This window comes from Aeromonas sp. R7-1 (assembly GCF_040908115.1).
In the GTDB taxonomy this organism is placed as follows: domain Bacteria; phylum Pseudomonadota; class Gammaproteobacteria; order Enterobacterales; family Aeromonadaceae; genus Aeromonas; species Aeromonas caviae.
Genome location: NZ_JBFODD010000023.1, coordinates 83298 through 101672, shown reverse-complemented (window position 1 = coordinate 101672; position 18375 = coordinate 83298). Strand labels below are relative to the sequence as shown.

The 18375-nt window shown below is 63.7% G+C and carries 13 protein-coding genes; 9 read left to right on the top strand and 4 right to left on the bottom strand.

Annotated features, from left to right (window positions below; genetic code table 11):
• Positions 1-182: 182 nt before the first annotated feature.
• The gene (gene tolC, locus AB5Y51_RS04865; protein ID WP_029313618.1) at positions 183-1508 is read left to right on the top strand and encodes an outer membrane channel protein TolC; all 1326 of its coding nucleotides are present in this window, start codon (positions 183-185) and stop codon (positions 1506-1508) included.
• Positions 1509-1662: 154 nt separating this feature from the next.
• Here tolC and hldE read toward each other — a convergent pair whose 3' ends face one another.
• Positions 1663-3090 (bottom strand): bifunctional D-glycero-beta-D-manno-heptose-7-phosphate kinase/D-glycero-beta-D-manno-heptose 1-phosphate adenylyltransferase HldE, encoded by a 1428-nt coding sequence (gene hldE, locus AB5Y51_RS04860; RefSeq protein ID WP_039039759.1) that lies wholly within the window; start codon positions 3088-3090, stop codon positions 1663-1665.
• 247 nt (positions 3091-3337) lie between these two features.
• On the opposite strand from hldE, the gene lpxL reads away from it, so the two are divergent.
• Complete coding sequence (gene lpxL / locus AB5Y51_RS04855; protein WP_010672769.1) at positions 3338-4261, top strand: LpxL/LpxP family Kdo(2)-lipid IV(A) lauroyl/palmitoleoyl acyltransferase; 924 nt, start codon at positions 3338-3340, stop codon at positions 4259-4261.
• Between the two features lie 114 nt (positions 4262-4375).
• Here the strand turns inward: lpxL and AB5Y51_RS04850 are convergent, their stop codons facing one another.
• The 3 genes from AB5Y51_RS04850 to AB5Y51_RS04840 form a co-directional block, all read right to left on the bottom strand.
• Positions 4376-6355 carry a bifunctional 2',3'-cyclic-nucleotide 2'-phosphodiesterase/3'-nucleotidase gene (locus AB5Y51_RS04850; RefSeq protein ID WP_368178148.1) on the bottom strand — a complete coding sequence of 660 codons (1980 nt, stop codon included), beginning with the start codon at positions 6353-6355 and terminating at the stop codon, positions 4376-4378.
• A 127-nt stretch (positions 6356-6482) separates the two neighbouring features.
• Complete coding sequence (gene lysE / locus AB5Y51_RS04845; protein WP_368178115.1) at positions 6483-7103, bottom strand: L-lysine exporter; 621 nt, start codon at positions 7101-7103, stop codon at positions 6483-6485.
• 262 nt (positions 7104-7365) lie between these two features.
• Positions 7366-8148 (bottom strand): LuxR family transcriptional regulator, encoded by a 783-nt coding sequence (locus AB5Y51_RS04840; RefSeq protein ID WP_010672766.1) that lies wholly within the window; start codon positions 8146-8148, stop codon positions 7366-7368.
• Between the two features lie 64 nt (positions 8149-8212).
• On the opposite strand from AB5Y51_RS04840, the gene AB5Y51_RS04835 reads away from it, so the two are divergent.
• From AB5Y51_RS04835 to AB5Y51_RS04805, 7 genes are all read left to right on the top strand, one after another.
• On the top strand, positions 8213-8842 hold the full coding sequence (locus AB5Y51_RS04835; RefSeq protein WP_029313613.1) for an acyl-homoserine-lactone synthase: 630 nt from the start codon (positions 8213-8215) through the stop codon (positions 8840-8842).
• A gap of 232 nt (positions 8843-9074) precedes the next feature.
• Entirely contained in the window at positions 9075-9974 is a 900-nt protein-coding gene (locus tag AB5Y51_RS04830) for a LysR family transcriptional regulator ArgP (RefSeq protein WP_010672764.1), read from the top strand.
• Between the two features lie 86 nt (positions 9975-10060).
• A complete protein-coding gene (locus tag AB5Y51_RS04825) occupies positions 10061-12082 on the top strand; it encodes an exoribonuclease II (RefSeq protein WP_010672763.1) in 2022 nt (673 codons plus the stop codon).
• A 643-nt stretch (positions 12083-12725) separates the two neighbouring features.
• Positions 12726-14654 (top strand): PTS mannitol transporter subunit IICBA, encoded by a 1929-nt coding sequence (locus tag AB5Y51_RS04820; RefSeq protein WP_368178114.1) that lies wholly within the window; start codon positions 12726-12728, stop codon positions 14652-14654.
• Positions 14655-14691: 37 nt separating this feature from the next.
• Positions 14692-15837, top strand: a complete 1146-nt coding sequence (locus AB5Y51_RS04815) for a mannitol-1-phosphate 5-dehydrogenase (protein WP_039039765.1) — start codon at positions 14692-14694, stop codon at positions 15835-15837.
• 97 nt (positions 15838-15934) lie between these two features.
• Positions 15935-16456, top strand: coding sequence for an MltR family transcriptional regulator (locus AB5Y51_RS04810; RefSeq protein WP_010672759.1), 522 nt, complete (start codon positions 15935-15937; stop codon positions 16454-16456).
• A 94-nt stretch (positions 16457-16550) separates the two neighbouring features.
• Positions 16551-18341, top strand: coding sequence for a sodium:proton antiporter (locus AB5Y51_RS04805; RefSeq protein WP_139737611.1), 1791 nt, complete (start codon positions 16551-16553; stop codon positions 18339-18341).
• The last annotated feature ends 34 nt before the right edge of the window (positions 18342-18375 follow it).

The following is an 18375-nucleotide window of genomic DNA, read 5'->3' as shown; positions in this document are numbered from 1 at the left end:
CTAGGCGCGTTGCCGAGAAAACTCGCCCCGGACCTTGACGTTTCCGCAGCTGGAAAAGAGACAGTTCGCAATGAAATCTGCTTATAGTAGAGTGGTTAAGCTGAAATCAAGCTTGGTCGGTGACAATCCCCCCTTCATCCAGCGGACAGCTTTGGGTTGATACAAAAGGTTAAAACTATCATATGAAAAGAACACTCTTGTCAGTCATGGTGATGCTGGGTGTGAGCGGCGCCGCTCATGCCGAAAACCTGCTCGATATTTACCAACAGGCCCAGATCAAGGACACCCAGCTGCTGGAATCCAAGGCCAAGCGGGACCAGGCCTTCGAGAAGATCAACGAATCCCGTGCAGCCCTGCTGCCCCAGATCAACCTGGGCGCCGGCCTGAACTACCTGCAAAACAAGAACGACACCATGACCAACACGGGCGCTACCGGCTCCGTGACCCTGGATCAATCCATCTACCGTCGCAGCAACTGGGTCAACCTGGATCTGACCGAGAAGAGCGCCACCCAGTCCGACGTGGCCTACAACCTCGAGTACCAGAACCTGATGCTGCGTACCGCCCAGGCCTACTTCGACGTGCTCAAAGCCATGGATACCCTGGAATTCGTGCGTGCCAACAAGACCGCGGTCGAGCGTCAGCTTGAACAGACCCAGCAGCGCTTCGAAGTGGGCCTGACCGCCATCACCGACGTGCACGAGGCCGAGGCCGAGCGCGATCAGGCGCTGGCGGACGAGATCAATGCCGAGAACACCCTGGACAACAGCTACGAGAGCCTGCGCGAGCTGACCGGTATCGACCACCGTCAACTGGACGTGCTCAACACCGATCGCTTCAGCCCGCAGAAGACCGCGTTCAACTCCGACAAGTGGCTGGAACTGGCCCTGGACAAGAACCTGGAGCTGCACAGCGCCCGCATCGGCAAGGACATCGCCAAGGAGCAGATCGATCTGGCCAAGACCGGTCATGAACCGACCCTGGATCTGGGCGCCGGCCTGAACGCCGGTTACAACGATTACAAGGACGAGATCCGCAACCCCGAGAGCAACAGCAATCAGGGCAACATCGGCCTGAACTTCAAGCTGCCCATCTACACCGGCGGGGCCACCACCTCCCAGGTCAAGCAGGCACAGTTCAACTACGTGGCCGCCAGCGAACAGCTCGAGCGCAGCTTCCGCTCGGTGCAGAGCACGGTCCGCTCCTCCTACAACAACGTGAACGCCAGCATCGGCTCGGTCCGCGCCTACAGCCAGTCCGTCATCTCCGCCGACAGCGCCCTGAAGGCGACCGAGGCCGGTTACGAGGTGGGTACCCGCACCATCGTCGACGTGCTGGACTCCACCCGCAAGCTGTATCAGGCCAAGCAGAAGCTCTCCGAGGCCCGCTACAACTACATCCTCAGCATCCTCTCCCTCAAGCAGGCCGCCGGCATCCTGGAGCAGAAGGATCTGGAAGAGGTGAACCAGGGTCTGATGCCCGCCGCCCAGGTCACCAAGAAGTCCTGAGCCAGGCGCACACCATGAGAAAAGGCGGCCCCGGGGTCGCCTTTTTCATCTCTGTTCGCCGCTGGAAGTGCGTTGGTCGGGGCCTGCCAGGCAGCGGCCATGTCACCGACCCGGCAGCCCCATCAAAAAACCCGGCCTTGGCCGGGTTTTACGCTTATCCGCGCTCGCGGATGGTCTTGATGATGTCGGTGGTGGAGCAGCCGTCCTCGAAGTTCAGCACCCGCACCTCGCCGCCATTGGCGGTCACCTCGGCGTAACCGGCGATCTCTTCGGGCTTGTAGTCGCCCCCCTTGACCAGGAGGTCTGGCAGGATCTCGGCGATCAGACGCTGGGGAGTGTCTTCGCTGAAGGGGACCACCCAGTCCACGGCACCCAGGGCCGCCAGCACAGTCATACGGCGCTCGGTCGGGTTGACCGGGCGACCCGGCCCCTTGAGGCGACGCACGGACTCGTCGGTGTTCACCGCCACGATCAGGCGATCCCCCAGCTTGCCCGCATTGGCCAGATAGGAGACATGACCCGCGTGCAGAATGTCGAAGCAGCCGTTGGTCATCACCACCTTCTCGCCGCGCAGACGGGCGGCCTGGACGGCCACCTTGAGCTGGGCCTCGGACATGACGCCAAAACCGGTCTCCTGCTCGGTGTAGAGGGCGTTGGCCAGCTCCACCGGGCTCACGGTGGAGGTCCCCAACTTGCCGACCACGATGCCGGCGGCGGTGTTGGCCAGGGCGCAGGCCTCATCCAGACTCTTGCCTGCGGCAAGGGAAGTCGCCAGGGTGGAGATGACGGTGTCACCGGCACCGGTGACGTCATAGACCTCGTGAGCCTGGGCCGGCAGGTGCAGCTCGGGCTGCCCTTCGCGGATCAGGGTCATGCCGTTCTCGGAACGGGTGACCAGCAGAGCGTCCAGCTCGAAGCGCTTGACCAGCTCCAGCCCCCTGGCGACCAGGTCTTCTTCCCCCTTCACCTTGCCCACCACGGCCTCGAACTCGGACATGTTGGGGGTCAGCAGGGTGGCACCACGGTACTTCTCGAAATCGGTCCCCTTGGGGTCGACCAGCACGGGGATACCGGCGGCGCGGGCACGCCGGATCATGCCGGGCACATCGTTGAGGGCGCCCTTGCCGTAGTCGGAGAGGATCATCACGTCCGCCTGGGGCAGCGCCTGCTCCACCTTGCCCATCAGCAGGCTGGCATCCACGTCGTGGAAGGCCTCTTCGAAGTCGAGGCGCAGCAGTTGCTGGTTGCGGGACAGCACCCGCAGCTTGGTGATGGTCGGATAGTCGGTCAGGCGCACGAAATCACAGGCCACCTTGACCCCGGCCATCTGGCTGGCGAGGGCATCGGCGGCTTCATCCTGACCGGTCAGGCCCAGCAGCACGGCCTGGGCGCCGAGGGCGGCGGAGTTGAGCGCCACGTTGGCGGCGCCACCCGGACGCTCCTCGATGTGTTCGACCTTGACCACGGGGACCGGCGCCTCGGGGGAGATCCGGCCGGTAGGGCCATGCCAGTAGCGATCCAACATGACATCGCCAACGACCAGGATGCGGGCTTTTTCAAACTCGGGCAGGGTGATTTTCATCTGTATCGGCTCTCAAAACCTGAAAAATTCAGCGGCCGATTTTATCACACTCTTTTCCGGGGCGTGAAAAAAGCACGGCCCTGCCCCCTGATGCCCCCTCTGACCAGATGACGGCGATTCGCGCCCGCCCCCGCTTTTCGGATAGAATCCTCGACATGCGAGTGACCGCATCCGCGCCGGGCCACCCACACAGGCCCCCCGGTTCGGTCGGACTCCCCCCTTTGCCTTTGCGAACAAGAGACTCTTCATGGCCCAAGAACACGCTCCCCGCCTCGAACCCCGTCTGTTCCATCCCCGTTACTGGGGGAGCTGGCTGGGCCTCTCCCTGCTCTGGCTGCTGGTGTTGCTGCCCTGGCGCAGTCAGATGTGGCTGGGCCGCCAGCTCGGCACCCTGGCCCGCAAGCTGCTGAAATCCCGCGTCAAGATTGCCCGCCGCAACCTGGAGCTGGCGATGCCCGAGCTCAGCCGGGATGAGCGCGAAGCCCTCCTGGTGCAGAACTTCGAGAGCGTGGGTTGCGCCATCTTCGAGGTGGGCATGGCCTGGTTCTGGCCAGACTGGCGGATGCGCCGCCTGATGAAGGTGGAAGGGGAAGAGCACGTCATCAACGCCATGGAGAAGGGCCAGGGGATGCTGCTGCTCTCCTGCCACTTCCTGACGCTGGAGCTCAATGCCCGCTGCTTCGGCCTGGTGCGCCCCGGGGTCGGTGTCTATCGCCCCAACACCAATCCGGTGCTGGAGTACGCCCAGTACCACGGTCGCTGCGCCTCCAACAAATACCTGGTGGACCGGATGGACGTGAAGGGGATGATCAAGGCGCTGCGCAACGGCGACGCCCTCTGGTATGCACCGGATCACGACTACGGCAGCCATGCCAGCGTCTTCGTGCCCTACTTCGCGGTGGAGCAGGCCGCCACCATCACGGGGACCGCCACCCTGGCCCGGGTGAAGAACACCGTCACCCTGCCCTGCTACAACATCCGCACCCGGGAGGGCTACACCCTGCATATCGGGGCCCCGCTCGCGGACTACCCGAGCGGTGACGACATGGCGGATGCCAGCCGCGCCAACCGCGAGATTGAAGCCGCCGTGCGCAAGGCACCGGAGCAGTACATGTGGCTGCACCGCCGCTTCAAGACCCGCCCCAATCCGGACGATCCCGGCTACTACTGATGCCCTCCCGCCCCGTCGACCGGGCAAGCCCAGACGACAGGACAGGATGGCACCGCGCCCCATGAAAAAGCCCTCGCACTGCGAGGGCTTTTTTGTTGGCTGCCAGCGTCTGCCTTACTGGCGGATCAGGCGGTAGATGGCGTAGCCGGGGTGCTTGGCGTCATCCATCGGCAGGGTGGACTGATACGACAGATCCGCCCCCGCCAGGGCCTTGGCCTCGTCGGTCGGCGAGGAGTAGAGGCGCACGTCCACGTTGGCGGGCAGGGCCTTCATGTGCCAGTTGTTGTTGGCCGCCGGGCTGAAGCCAGCCGGGTTGTCCGCAGACTGGGCCTTCAGGTACTGGGCGATGATCTCCCGCGTCTCGAAGGGATCTTCATGGACGATGTTGCTGCCGTCGATGCCCGGGAAGTGGCCGCCGCCGCTGGCGCGGTAGTTGTTGGTCACCACGTAGAACTTCTGGGCCGGGTCCACGGGCTGGCCGTTGAAGGTGAGGCCGCTGATGCGCTGGCCGTCGCTCACCTTGACCCCGTCCTTGCTGTAGCGGGCCGGCTGGGTGATGTCCACCTCGTAGTTGACCCCGTCAATCACATCGAAGTTGTAGGTGGGGAAGCTCTCGTTCACCAGCCACTGCACCTCTGTCTTGCCGGTGTCGATCTGGTTGAACTGGCCAGCGCTCATCTCCAGCCACTCCTTGACGGTGGCCCCGTTCACCTCGACCACCTGCAGGGTGTTCGGATAGATGTAGAGGTCAGAGACGTTGCGCAGGGAGATGTCACCCTGGGCCACGTAGGTGAAGTCGTTGATGCCGTTGCGACCGCCACGGAAGGGGGCCGCCACCGAGAGGATCGGATAGGACTCCTTGAGCAGGCCGTCTTGTTGCAACTGCTCCGCGTGGCGACGCTGGGCATCGCTCACCAGCTGCACCGAGGGGTCGTCCTGCACCAGGGCGAAGAAGCTGTGGATGGGGGAAGTGATCTTGCCGAGCGGCTCGTCCAGCCACTGGTTGGTGGCGTCGTGGTCGGCCTGCACCAGGTCCACCACCCGCTGATCCACCGCACTGCCCTCGCTGGCGTCTATCTTGCGCAGGCTGGCCTGGCTCTGCTTCACCTGCCACTTGCCGTCCACCTGCTCCAGCTTGAGGTCGATGATGCCGAGGTGGTTGCCCCAGTAGCCGGGCATCACGGTGGGGATGCCGCTGAGGGTACCGGCCTGGTTGTCCACCTCCGGCAGATCCGGGAAGTCCCCGGGGAAGTTCTTGTGGGCGTGGCCCAGCATCAGGGCGTCCACCCCCTTCACCTTGGCCAGATGCCAGGCGGAGTTCTCCATCATGGCCTCGTAGCTGCTGGCATTGATGCCGGTGTGGGCCACCACCACCACGATGTCGGCGCCCTTGGCGCGCAGCTCGGGCACATAGTGATTGGCGGTCTCGACCATGTCGGCCACCACCACCTTGCCCTCCAGATGACGCTTGTCCCACTGCAGCACCTGGGGCGGGGTCAGCCCCAGGATGCCCACCTTGACGCGCTGGCGCTGGCCCTTGTCATCGGTCACCTCGCGCTCCAGCAGCAGATAGGGGGTGAACTTGTTGCCGCTCCAGTCAATCTGTCCCTTGGCATCGCGCTTGAAGGCCCCCGCCTCGAACACGTTGGCATTCACATAGGGGAAGTCGGCTCCCGCCAGCACCTTGCCGAGGTAGTCCAGGCCGTAGTTGAACTCGTGGTTGCCCAGGTTGCCCGCGTCGTAGCCCAGCTCGTTCATCGCCTTGAACACCGGGTGCGCCTGTTTCTCGAGGTAGCCGGCACCGGACAGCTCGAAGATGTAGTCCGCCAGCGGCGTGCCCTGAATGAGGTCACCGTTGTCGAGCAGCAGGTTGTTGGGGTTCTCGGCGCGGGCGGCGCGGATCAGCAGGGCGGTGCGGGAGAGGCCGAACTTGCGATCCTCCTTGTTCTGGTAGTAGTCGTACCCCAGCACGTTGGAGTGGATGTCGGAGGTCTGGATCAGGCGCAGGGAGACGGTCCCCGGCTGCGCCTTGCTGTCATTCTCGTTGCTGCAGGCAGACAGCAGCACGATGGCGGCAATAGCCCCCAGCTTCATGGTGTTATTCACTGTTTTTTCCCTTTTATTATGAGTAACGCTTTACCAGCGCCGGGAATTTAACAGACGAATATGTCAGCAGATGGCACCGGGACTCATTTTTATGAAGCCCGGCACAAAAATAGCCTCACGAGGCCGGTATGGCACCCAATGCCAGCTTGGCCGCCAGCACCAGCATGATGAGACCTACAACAAGATCAATGGCTTGCTGCACCCGGCCCCGGGCAAGCCAGGGGGAGAGTGCCGCCGCCCCGAACGCCAGTCCGTAGAACCAGACCAGAGAAGCCAGCATGGCCCCCGCCGCGAAGGCGGGTCTGAGCTCCTCGGCAAACTGGCTGCCGAAGGAGCCAAGCAACATCAGGGTATCCAGGTAGACGTGAGGATTGAGCAGGGTCACTCCGAGGGTCATGGCCAGCACGCTCTTGACCCCCATCAACCGGGGCGAGTCCGCCAGGGCCGCCTCCTGGCCGCGCCAGGCACTGCGCAGGGAACGGATACCGAACCAGCCGAGGAAGAGCACGCCGCCCCAGGTCAGCAGGGCCAGTCCGATCGGGCTGGCCGCCAGCAGGTTGGCCCCGCCGAATACCCCGATGCCGATCAGCACGAGGTCGCACAGGCAGCAGAGGGTCGCCGTCAGCAGGTGGTGATTGCGGTGAATGCCCCGGCTCAGCACGAAGGCATTCTGGGCCCCGATGGGGATGATCATGACAAGGCCGAGGGTAAAGCCTTGCAGGGTGGTAGCGAACATGGAGATGCGTTCCTGTGAAAGAGAGAAACGCACTATAAGGGGGCGCGGGTAATCAGAGAAATTCATTCATTTTCTGATGCATTCATAAAACTGATGAAAACCGGGCCGAAACCACACAAAGAAGGTTGTCAATTGCAGGATCTGACAATTGTGGGGTCACAGCCCCGCCCCGAGAATCGGCGGCAGGATGGGACGGCGCAGGACAGCGGTGATGGCGACAGAGGGGATGCCAGGCGACGAGCCGGTGCCGCCGGGCCTGTATTCACTGCAGCAGGGAGGGGAAGTTGGTGACCACCACCTGCTCCAGGTTCGGCAGCAGGATGCCGCTGCTCACCCCCTTGGCGATGGCCTGGTAGCGGTTCATCGACCCCGTCTTGCGGGTGACCTGATTGAGGTGGTAGTTCACGGTGCGCTCCGTGATGCCGAGGATGCAGGCGATCTCCCCCGATGTCTTCCCTTCGCTGGCCCAGAACAGGCACTCGGTCTCCCGCTCCGTCAGGGGCTCCTGGGGATCGTCCTCCCTCATGCTCTGGCGCACGATCCGGATCGCCGCCTCGAAGATGTAGTTGGACATCCAGGAGAGGATGGGCGAGGACTCCAGCATCAGATCACTCGATGCCCGCTCCCGGGTAATGAAAGAGAGTATGCCGTTCTCCCCCGCCGCCCCGTGCAGCGGGAACGAGATGCCGTTGCGCAACCCGAATTCCGCCGCCAGCCCCATCACATCCATGCTCCCCTCTTGCAGGAAGCGCGCCTTCTCGTCCAGCCGGTTCCAGTAGATGGGCAGGGTCTGCCTGCGGGCGAGCTGGATGATGGGATCGCAGGCCAGCATGTTGTTCAGGGTGTAGGCCTGTACCCAGGAGTCGGGGCACTGGTTGAACAGCACCACCTTGGGCCTTTGCATCGACATGGGCAGGATGAGGGCAAAACGGTAGTAGTCGTAACCCATTCCCAGGGTGAAGCGGCCGATGAGCTCGGACAACCGGTTGCCATCGGTCACCAGCGTGAAATGTTCCAGGTACTCAAGCAGTTGGTCGCGTGTCATAGGCAAGCCTCCCCTGGCCAAGGCCTTGGATTATAGCGCCTAACCATGAAATGGAGAGACATGAATGCTTGTTTTCAAAGGAAAATTGAAAGAACACCCCAGATGGGAGGTCGAAAACGAGCTCTACCGATTTCGCAACCGTGTCTTCTCCGATCGACTCGGTTGGGACGTGGAATCCCGCCGTGGCCTGGAGCGGGACAACTTCGACAAGCCCGACACCCACTGGGTGCTGATTGAAGACAAGCAGGGGTTGTGCGGCTGCATCCGCCTGCTCAGTTGCGCTCAGGATTACATGCTGCCCAGCATCTTCCCCACCGCCCTCGCTGGCGAAGCCCCCCCGCGCGGCAACGACGTGTGGGAGCTGACCCGCCTCGCCATCGACGCCGACCGGGCCCCTCGCCTGGAGAACGGCATCAGCGAACTCACCTGCGTCATCTTCCGCGAGGTGCTGGCCTTCGCCAGGGAGCAGGGGATCCGCGAGCTGGTGGCCGTGGTCAGCCTGCCGGTGGAGCGCATCTTCCGTCGCCTCGGCCTGCCCATCGAGCGCCTCGGCCATCGCCAGGCGGTGGATCTGGGGGCCGTGCGCGGGGTCGGTATCCGCTTCCACCTGGACGAGCGTTTCGACCGCGCCGTCCATCGCCCCCTCCAGGGCCATTACCGGCCGGCGGGGGATGCACTGCTCGCCGTCATCTGAGCAAAAAAAGTCCCGGGACCGGCCCGGGATTCAAGACGCTCGCTATGGTCCGTTTCCACCCCATGCAAAAACGGACCGGATGAGTATCTTATGAATCTCATGCCAGGGCTACTGTCACATCTCACAGGGGCGGCCCCGGGCACGGGCCCCTCCATGGGGGCGGTCGGGTTGTCCTCTGGCGCTCCCTTGAGTAGCATTCTTGCTGAACTCCCTTTTTTCATAAGGAATGCTGATGAAAACGCTGGACTACAAGCTGCTGCTGGCCCTGGACGCGGTGATCCGGGAGCAAAACTTCGAGCGTGCCGCCCAGCGCCTGCACATTACCCAGTCCGCCATCTCCCAGCGCATCAAGCAGCTGGAGCAGCAGTTTGCGGAGCCGCTCATCATCCGCAGCCAGCCGCTGCAGGCCACGGGGCTCGGCCAGAAGCTGCTGGCCCACTATCGCCAGGTGCGCCAGCTGGAGCTGGAGCTGGCCGGCGAGCTCTCCCCCGACGAGCCCAGGGCCCCCATCCGGGTCAGCATCGCCGTCAATGCCGACAGCCTGGCTACCTGGTTCCTGCCCGCCCTGGCGCCACTGCTGGAGCAATACCCCATCGAGCTGAACCTGCTGGTGGATGACGAGAGCCGCACCCTGGACCGGGTGCGCGAGGGGCAGGCGTTCGGCGCCGTCAGCCTGCAACCCCAGCCGCTGGCGGGCTGCTGCGTCGACGAACTCGGCGAGATGCGCTATCTGCTCACCGCCAGCCCCGCCTTCGTCGCCCGCCACTTCCCGAACGGCCTCACGGCGGCAGCCCTGGCCAAGGCGCCGGCGGTGGCCTTCGATCAGCGCGACGACATGCACATCAGCTACATGGCCCGTCATTTCGCCCTCCCCCCCGGTGGCTACCCCTGCCACACGGTGCGATCCTCCGAGGCCTTCGTCGCCATGGCGGAGCAGGGGCTGGCCTGCTGCCTCATCCCGGAATTGCAGATCCGCCAGCAACTGGAAGAGGGGCGCCTGCTCGATCTCAACCCGGATCACCACCTGGTCGAGCAGCTCTACTGGCACCGCTGGGTGCTGGAGCGGGGGCTGCACAAGCAGATATCCCAGCGCCTGATCCAGCAGGGGCGACGGGCACTGCAACCCCGTTGAGGGGGCCATTCACCTTGGCTTTGGGGGGGTAAAAACGTATAGTGCTGGGCGATTAACCATCAGGTCTCCACTCAGGTTCCCCATTTATGTTCCAAGACAATCCGCTGCTGGCCCAGCTCAAGCAACAAATCCGCGAAAACATCCCCAAGAAAGAGGGTGTGATCCGCGCCTCCGATCGGGGCTTCGGCTTCCTGGAGGTCGATGAGAAGACCAGCTATTTCGTGCCGCCTCCCTACATGAAGAAGGTGATGCACGGTGACCGGGTGAGCGCCCTGATCCGCACTGAAAAAGAGAAAGAGGTGGCCGAGCCGGATGCCCTGCTGGAGCAGGCCGTCACCCGCTTCGTCGGCCGCGTCAAGATGTTCCGCGACCGCCTCAACGTGGTGCCCGACCACCCCCTCATCAAGGACGCCATCAAGGCCCGCGCCAAGAAGGGTCTGGACGAGAAATCCTTCAAGGAAGGGGACTGGGTGGTAGCCACCCTCAAGCGCCATGCCCTGGTGGACGGCAACTTCTCCGCCGAGATCACCCAGCTCATCGCCACCCAGGAAGATCACAACGTGCCCTGGTGGGTGGTGCTGGCGCGCCACAACCTGGCCCAGATTGAACCGGCGGACCTGCCGGAGTGGAAGGTGATCGAAGAGGAAGAGCTGCCCCGCCGGGATCTGACCCAGGTTCCCTTCTTCACCATCGACGGTGCCAAGACCAAGGACATGGACGATGCCCTGGCCATCACCAAGCTGGAGAACGGCTGGGAGCTGCTGGTGGCCATCGCCGACCCGACCGCCTATGTGGCCGAGGGGAGCGAGCTGGACAAGGAGGCCGCCCAGCGCGCCTTCACCGTCTACATGCCGGGACGCAACGTACCCATGATCCCGCGCACCCTCTCCGACGAGCTCTGCTCCCTGAAAGAGGGCGAGGAGCGCAACACCCTGTGCGCCCGTCTGCTCATCGCCGAGGACGGCCTGCTGCTGGAGGAGACCGAGTTCTTCGCCGCCCGCATCAATTCCCATGCCCGTCTCAGCTATGACGACGTCTCCGACTGGGCCGAGCACGGCAAAGCGCTGGATATCGACGCCGGCGTCCTGGCCCAGCTGCCCCTGATGAAGGCGATGACGGAGGCCCGCATCAAGTGGCGTACCGAGCACGCCCTGGTGTTCCCGGACAGACCCGACTACGACTTCGAGCTGGGTGAAGACGGCGAAGTGCTGGCCATCCACGTGGAGCCGCGCCGCATCGCCAACCGCATGGTGGAAGAGTCGATGATCGCCGCCAACATCTGCGCCGGCCGCGTGCTGGGCAAAGAGGTCGGCTACGGCATCTTCAACGTCCACACCGGCTTTGACGAGGAGTCCCTGGACGGCGCCATCGAGCTGCTCAAGACCGCCGAGGCCCCGTTCGAGAAGGAAGAGATCGCCAGCCTCTCCGGCTTCTGCGCCCTGCGACGCTGGATAGACAACCTGGACACCCGCTGGCTGGACGGCAAGATCCGCCGCTTCCAGAGCTATGCCCTGATGTCCGCCGAACCGGGTGCCCACTACGGCCTGGGTCTGGATGCCTACGCCACCTGGACCTCCCCCATCCGCAAATACGGCGACATGGTCAACCATCGCCTGCTCAAGGCGGTCATCGCCGGCAAGACCCCGGGTGAGCGCCCCAGCCTGGAGCTGACCGAGCACCTGACCGCCTGCCGCCGCCTGCACCGCATGGTGGAGCGCGACATCGGCGACTGGCTCTATGTGCGCTACCTCAAGGCCGATGCGGGCACCGACAAGGTGTTCAACGCCGAGATCATCGACGTGATGCGCGCCGGCCTCAAGCTGCGCCTGCAGGAGAACGGCGCCGTGGTCTTCATGCCCGCCCGCCATATCCTGGACAACAAGGATCGGCTGGAGTGCAACTGGGACAACGGTCGCGTCTATCTGGACAAGACCGAGGTGGTCTACGAGCTCGGCCAGATCATCGAGGTGAAGCTGACCGAGGCGGTGGAAGAGACCCGCTCCCTCATCGCCAAGCCGGCAGTGGATCTGGTGCCGGGCCCGGCGCCGGTGGCCCCTGCCAGCGAGGCCGATGCCGCGCCTGCCGACGAGGCCCCCAAGGCGCAGTGATCCCCCTGCTTGTCTGCTCTGCAAAAGCCCGCATCCTGCGGGCTTTTTTATGGCTGCGCTCCGCAGGCAGGCGGGATGGGAGACCCGCTCGCAGGCCCCTGCCTGCGTCGCGACCGGCAGGGAGGAGCGAGACGGGAGCGGATCAGGATCCACCCCCCGGGCGTCACAAGAGGCCTTGTCGGAACCGATCCTCTCGGGGGAAAAACTGAAAGTGGGTTACAAAATAAATGATTCATTGGTAATTAACGATGAACTGCGGCATATCCATCGTCATTACTTGCGAATACGAGGCGACAAACCATGACTCATTTGAGTGCAAAATTTGGTTTTGTGACAACTGTCACGTTGACACCGTATTTGCGCAAACCACAAAACGAGACATCAATCACAAAAAATTGACACCCAGAGGCGAGAAGATCGAAATGTAGCCGAAATACAGCGACTGACTGTGATCGTCATCACTATGTCGGGAGGGGGGAGGTCGGGGTATTTGAGATCCAGGTCACAAGACACCCCGTTTCCAGCCTAATTTGATCACAAGCTGGTAGATTGAAGTTGCTTAGACGACTGGGATGGGAGTTCGGCAAAACTCGTCATCCCGACTACCACTTTTAATCACACAGGCTTAAAACGGGGTCCCGACATGTTATCACCGGATACCAAAGTCAAGATACAGAATTTTGGACGCTTCCTGTCCAATATGGTCATGCCCAACATAGGCGCCTTCATCGCCTGGGGCTTCATCACCGCCCTCTTCATCCCCACTGGCTGGCTGCCCAATGAAACCTTGGCCAAGCTGGTCGGTCCCATGATCACCTACCTGCTGCCGCTGCTCATCGGCTATACCGGCGGCAAGCTGATGGGTGGTGAGCGCGGCGGCGTGGTCGGTGCCATCACCACCATGGGCGTCATCGTGGGGACCGACATTCCCATGTTCATGGGTGCCATGATGGTCGGCCCGCTGGGTGGCTGGGCCATCAAGCGTTTTGACAAGGCGATGGAAGGTCGCGTCAAGAGCGGCTTCGAGATGCTGGTGAACAACTTCTCCGCCGGCATCATCGGCATGTTGCTCGCCATTCTCGCCTTCTTCGTCATCGGTCCCTTCGTCAAGGTGCTCTCCGGCGTGCTGGCGAGCGGTGTCGGCTTCCTGGTGGACAACCACATGCTGCCCCTCACCTCCATCTTCGTCGAGCCGGCCAAGATCCTGTTCCTGAACAACGCCATCAACCACGGCATCTTCTCGCCGCTCGGGATCCAGCAAGCCACCGAACAGGGCCGCTCCATCTTCTTCCTGATTGAAGCGAACCCGGGCCCGGGCATGGGCGTGCTGCTGGCCTACATGGTGTTCGGCCGTGGCGCCGCCAAGCAGTCCGCTGCCGGTGCGTCCATCATCCACTTCTTCGGCGGCATCCACGAGATCTACTTCCCGTACGTGCTGATGAACCCGCGCCTCATCCTGGCGGTGATCGCAGGCGGCATGACCGGGGTCTTCACCCTGACCCTGTTCAACGCAGGTCTCGTCTCCCCCGCCTCCCCGGGCTCCATCTTCGCCGTGCTGCTGATGACGCCGAAAGCCTCCCTCATCGGGGTGCTGCTCTCCATCGTCGCCTCCGCCACCGTCTCCTTCCTGGTCGCCGCCGTGTTCGTCCGTGCCCAGCAGCCGGAAGCCGACGAGGCCGATGCCCTGGGTGAAGCCACCCGCAAGATGAAGGCCATGAAGGGTGCCAAGCCCGAGACCACCGCCGCCAAGAAGCCGGAAACCGAGCTGACCGCAGTGCGCAACATCGTCGTCGCCTGCGATGCGGGCATGGGCTCCAGCGCCATGGGCGCCGGCATGCTGCGCAAGCGGGTGCAGGCCGCCGGTCTCGACATCAGCGTCACCAACCGTGCCATCAACAACCTGGACGATCAGGTGGATCTGGTCATCACCCACAAGGATCTCACCGACCGTGCCCGTCGCCATGCGCCGCATGCACAGCACATTTCGCTGACCAACTTCCTCGACAACGCCCTCTATCAGGAGCTGGTGCAGAACCTCAGCCTGGCCAACGCGGCCAACGATGACGTCGCCAACCCGCAACTGCTGGTGGCGGCCAACGACGACAGCTACGAGCCGCAGGTGCCGGAAGTCTTCACCCTTAGCCTGCAGGACGTGCACCTGGGCCTCAAGGCCGATAGCAAGGAAGCGGCCATCGTGACCGCCGGCAAGCTGCTGGCCGAGCGAGGCTATGTGGCACCGGACTACGTCGACGCCATGCTGGAGCGCGAACAGCTGGTCTCCACCTACCTCGGCGAATCCATCGCCGTGCCCCACGGCACCATCGCCGCCAAGGAGCACGTGAAGCGTACCGGCATCGTCATCTGCCAATACCCTGCCGGGGTCGCCTTCGGCGAGGGCGCCGATGAAGTGGCGCGCCTGGTCATCGGCATTGCCGCCCGCAACGATGAACACATACAGGTCATAACCCGCCTGACCAATGCACTGGATGAGCCCGGTCTCGTCGACCGTCTGGCCAGCACCCAGGATCCTCAGGAGTTCCTGGATCTGCTGGGGGCCGAGCAGGCCGCGTAATCATCCGTCATCGTCTTTGGTTGTAGAGGTTAATATCATGAAAACATTGCATTTTGGTGCCGGCAACATCGGTCGGGGCTTCATCGGCAAACTGCTGGCTGACGCCAGCCATCAGGTCACCTTCGCCGACGTCAACGAGACCCTGATCGACCAGCTCAACCACCGCCAGGAGTACAAGGTGCACGTGGTGGGCACGGATCAGAAGCTGGACGTGGTGCGCAACGTTGCCGCCGTCAGCTCCGCCGGACACGAGGTGATCGCCCGTATCATCACCGCCGATCTGGTCACCACGGCGGTCGGCCCCAACATCCTGGACAAGATTGCCAGCACCCTGGCCAAGGGGCTGCAGGCCCGCTTCGATGCCGGCAACCTGACTCCCCTCAACGTCATCGCCTGCGAGAACATGGTGCGCGGCACCAGCCACCTCAAGGAGGAGGTACTCAAGTACCTGCCGGTCGCGTATCATGCCACCCTCGAGCAGTGCGTCGGCTTCGTCGACTCGGCGGTGGATCGCATCGTTCCGCCCGCCGCGGCGAACGACGATCCCCTGGAGGTGACGGTGGAGAGCTTCAGCGAGTGGATCGTCGATCGGACCCAGTTCAAGGGGGAGATGCCCCAGGTGGCGGGCATGGAGCCCACCGACAACCTGATGGCCTTCGTCGAGCGCAAGCTGTTCACCCTCAACACCGGCCACATCGTCACCGCCTACCTCGGCAAGCTCAGGGGCTATCACACCGTGCGCGAGGCGATCGAGGATCCGCTGATCCGCAGCAAGGTGCGCCGCGCCATGGAGGAGAGCGGGGCCGTGCTGGTGAAACGCTACGGCTTCGACCCGCGCCTGCACGCCGCCTACATCGAGAAGATCCTCTCCCGCTTCGCCAACCCCTATCTGGTGGACGAGATTGACCGGGTCGGTCGCCAGCCGCTGCGCAAGCTGGCGGCGGGGGACAGGCTGGTGAAGCCGCTGCTCGGCACCCTGGAGTACGGCCTGCCGAGCGATCACCTGCAGGAGGGCATCGCCGCCGCACTGCATTACCGCAATGAGGACGATCCCCAGGCGGTGGAGCTGCAGGCCATGCTGGCGGAACTCGGTCCGGCACGGACCCTGGCCCGCGTCACCGGCCTGGATGAGCACAGCGATGTGGTACGCACCATCGTCGCCCGTTACAACAACTTGAAGTGACCTGATGGGGTGGCGTCACACCGCCCGTGACGGACCCCATACGATACAAACCGGGGGAGGGCCTGCTCTCCCCCTGTCAGCCGGACCCGAAGCACTTATGACCACACACCAGGAAGATGAAGTACTGGAGCGACTGAACGAGCAGGATGGCCCCCGCGGCTTCTTTCTCGAGGTCGTGACCATCCTGGAAGAGGCGGTCGACTCCCTGATGCGACGAGCCTTTCGTCAGGAGGAGTATGCCGTCAAATACGCCATCGAACCCCTGCTCAACCAGAGCGGCCCCCTCGGCCAGCTGGAGGTGCGCCTCAAGCTCATCTTCGCCCTCGGCCTCATCTCCCTCGAGCGCTATCAGGATCTCGAGGCATACCTGAAGATCCGCGACTTTCTGGTACGCGACCCCAAGGATTACCGCTTCAGCGACAAGCCGGTCCGCGATCTGCTCGAGCGCCTGAATGCCATCCAGCAGGGCAGCATGATGCCGCAGGATCCCCCGGCCAACGAGGAGGACTGGCCCCTCTACCAGATGCAGCTCAACCGGCTCGATCAGATGGTGCGCTCCGCCCTGGTGCTGGCGGTGACCGATTGCGTCACCGAACTCCACAAAGAGAGCCCCATCTGATCTGAGCGGCTCTCCCCTGCACGCCTGGCGGGTGTCATCTTGCCCCCCTTCCCCGCTACACTAGGTCCAACCCCATCACCTGTACGAGGTTGGCATGATTGCTCTCTCCCTCGCCGGAATAGCCCTCATCTCCCTGCTCGCCCAATGGCTTGCCTGGTCCGTGCGCGTTCCCGCCATTTTGTTCCTGCTGCTGAGCGGCCTCTTGCTCGGCCCGGTGACCGGTCTGCTCGATCCCGATCAGTTGCTGGGGGATCTGCTGTTTCCCCTGGTTTCCCTCTCGGTCGCCATCATCCTGTTTGAAGGAGCGCTGACCCTGCACCTGACCGAACTCAAGGGGATCGGCAAGGTGGTACGCAACCTCTGCTCCACCGGCATGGTGACCAGCTTTGCCGTCATCGGCGCCGCCAGCTACTTCCTGCTTGGGCTGGACTGGCGGGTCGCCATGGTGCTCGGCGCCGTGCTGGTGGTGACCGGCCCCACGGTGATCGCCCCCATGCTCAACGTGATCCGCCCGGTCCGGGAGGTGGACAAGATCCTGCGCTGGGAGGGGATCGTCATCGACCCCATCGGCGCCCTGTTCGCGGTACTGGTGTTCGAGGCGGTGCGCCTCGGCAGCCAGGGAGATCTGGTCGGTCATACCCTGCTGGCCCTGGCCAAGACGGTGGGAGTGGGGTCGCTCATCGGGGTCGGTGCCGGCTGGCTCACCACCCTGCTCATCCGCAAGGACTGGCTGCCGGTCAGCCTGCACAAGTTCGGGGTACTGGCGCTGGTACTGGTGACCTTCACCCTGTCTGACTGGCTCAGTCACGAATCCGGCCTGCTGGCGGTGACGGTGTTCGGCATCTGGCTCGCCAACCAGGAGGGGCTGGATCTGGAGGAGGTGCTGGCCTTCAAGGAGGATCTCGCCGTCATTCTCATCTCCTCCCTCTTCATCCTGCTGGCAGCCCGCCTCGATCTGGCCCAGCTCTGGCAGCTCGGCCCCATGGTGCTGGCCCTGCTGTGCGTGGTGCAGTTCGTGGCCCGCCCACTCTGCATCCTGGTCTCGACCCGGGGGTCGGACCTGCCCTGGCGCGCCCGCGCCCTGCTCGCCTGGATAGCCCCCCGGGGCATAGTGGCGGCGGCGGTCAGCGCCTCCTTCGCCATCAGCATGCATGAGGCCGGCATCGAGGATGCCGACAAGCTGGTGCCCCTGGTGTTTGCGGTCATCATCTTCACCGTGGTGCTGCAGAGCCTGACGGCCACGCCATTGGCCAGATTGCTCGACATGCGCCAGAGCGCCCCCAATGTCTGGCTGCTCATCGGCGCCAACTCGGTGGCCCGGGCCATCGGCAAGGCGCTGGCGGATCAGGGGATCCCGGTGCAGCTCTCCGATCCTGCCTGGGAGCACTGCAAGCTGGCCCGCATGAGCGGCCTGCCCTGCTACTTCGGCAACCCCCAGTCGGAGCACGCCGAGCGGCACCTGCCCCTCACCAGCATCAGCACCGTGCTGGCGCTCTCTCCCAGCCGCCACAACAACGCCCTCGGGGTGCTGCACTTCGCCCACCTCTACGGGGAGGAGAAGGTCCACTCCCTGCGTTCCAGCGAACAGCACGGCAAGGCCAACCGGGAGAGCGCCACCTTCCGTGCCCGCCAGAACCTGTTCGGCGCCGACATCAACTTCGCCAGGCTGAGCGGCCTGCTGAGCCGGGGCGGGCAGATCAAGGCGACCCGCCTGAGCGACACCTTCGACTGGGACCAGTATCAGGAGGCCAATCCCGGCGCCATTCCTCTGTTCGTGCTGGATGCCAAGGCCAGACCCAGGGTGGTCACCGGCCCTGTCACGCCGCTGTCCGGGGAGCTGCTGATCGCCCTGCAACCACCCCGGGAGGGGGCGACGGCGCCCTGATCCAATGACGGCGCCACCGGGAAGGAGAACTAGA

Coding starts and splice junctions, on each gene's coding strand:
- tolC (WP_029313618.1), top strand. CDS start 183: ATGAAAAGAACACTCTTGTCAGTCATGGTGATGCTGGGTGTGAGCGGC.
- hldE (WP_039039759.1), bottom strand. CDS start 3,090: ATGAAAATCACCCTGCCCGAGTTTGAAAAAGCCCGCATCCTGGTCGTT.
- lpxL (WP_010672769.1), top strand. CDS start 3,338: ATGGCCCAAGAACACGCTCCCCGCCTCGAACCCCGTCTGTTCCATCCC.
- AB5Y51_RS04850 (WP_368178148.1), bottom strand. CDS start 6,355: ATGAAGCTGGGGGCTATTGCCGCCATCGTGCTGCTGTCTGCCTGCAGC.
- lysE (WP_368178115.1), bottom strand. CDS start 7,103: ATGTTCGCTACCACCCTGCAAGGCTTTACCCTCGGCCTTGTCATGATC.
- AB5Y51_RS04840 (WP_010672766.1), bottom strand. CDS start 8,148: ATGACACGCGACCAACTGCTTGAGTACCTGGAACATTTCACGCTGGTG.
- AB5Y51_RS04835 (WP_029313613.1), top strand. CDS start 8,213: ATGCTTGTTTTCAAAGGAAAATTGAAAGAACACCCCAGATGGGAGGTC.
- AB5Y51_RS04830 (WP_010672764.1), top strand. CDS start 9,075: ATGAAAACGCTGGACTACAAGCTGCTGCTGGCCCTGGACGCGGTGATC.
- AB5Y51_RS04825 (WP_010672763.1), top strand. CDS start 10,061: ATGTTCCAAGACAATCCGCTGCTGGCCCAGCTCAAGCAACAAATCCGC.
- AB5Y51_RS04820 (WP_368178114.1), top strand. CDS start 12,726: ATGTTATCACCGGATACCAAAGTCAAGATACAGAATTTTGGACGCTTC.
- AB5Y51_RS04815 (WP_039039765.1), top strand. CDS start 14,692: ATGAAAACATTGCATTTTGGTGCCGGCAACATCGGTCGGGGCTTCATC.
- AB5Y51_RS04810 (WP_010672759.1), top strand. CDS start 15,935: ATGACCACACACCAGGAAGATGAAGTACTGGAGCGACTGAACGAGCAG.
- AB5Y51_RS04805 (WP_139737611.1), top strand. CDS start 16,551: ATGATTGCTCTCTCCCTCGCCGGAATAGCCCTCATCTCCCTGCTCGCC.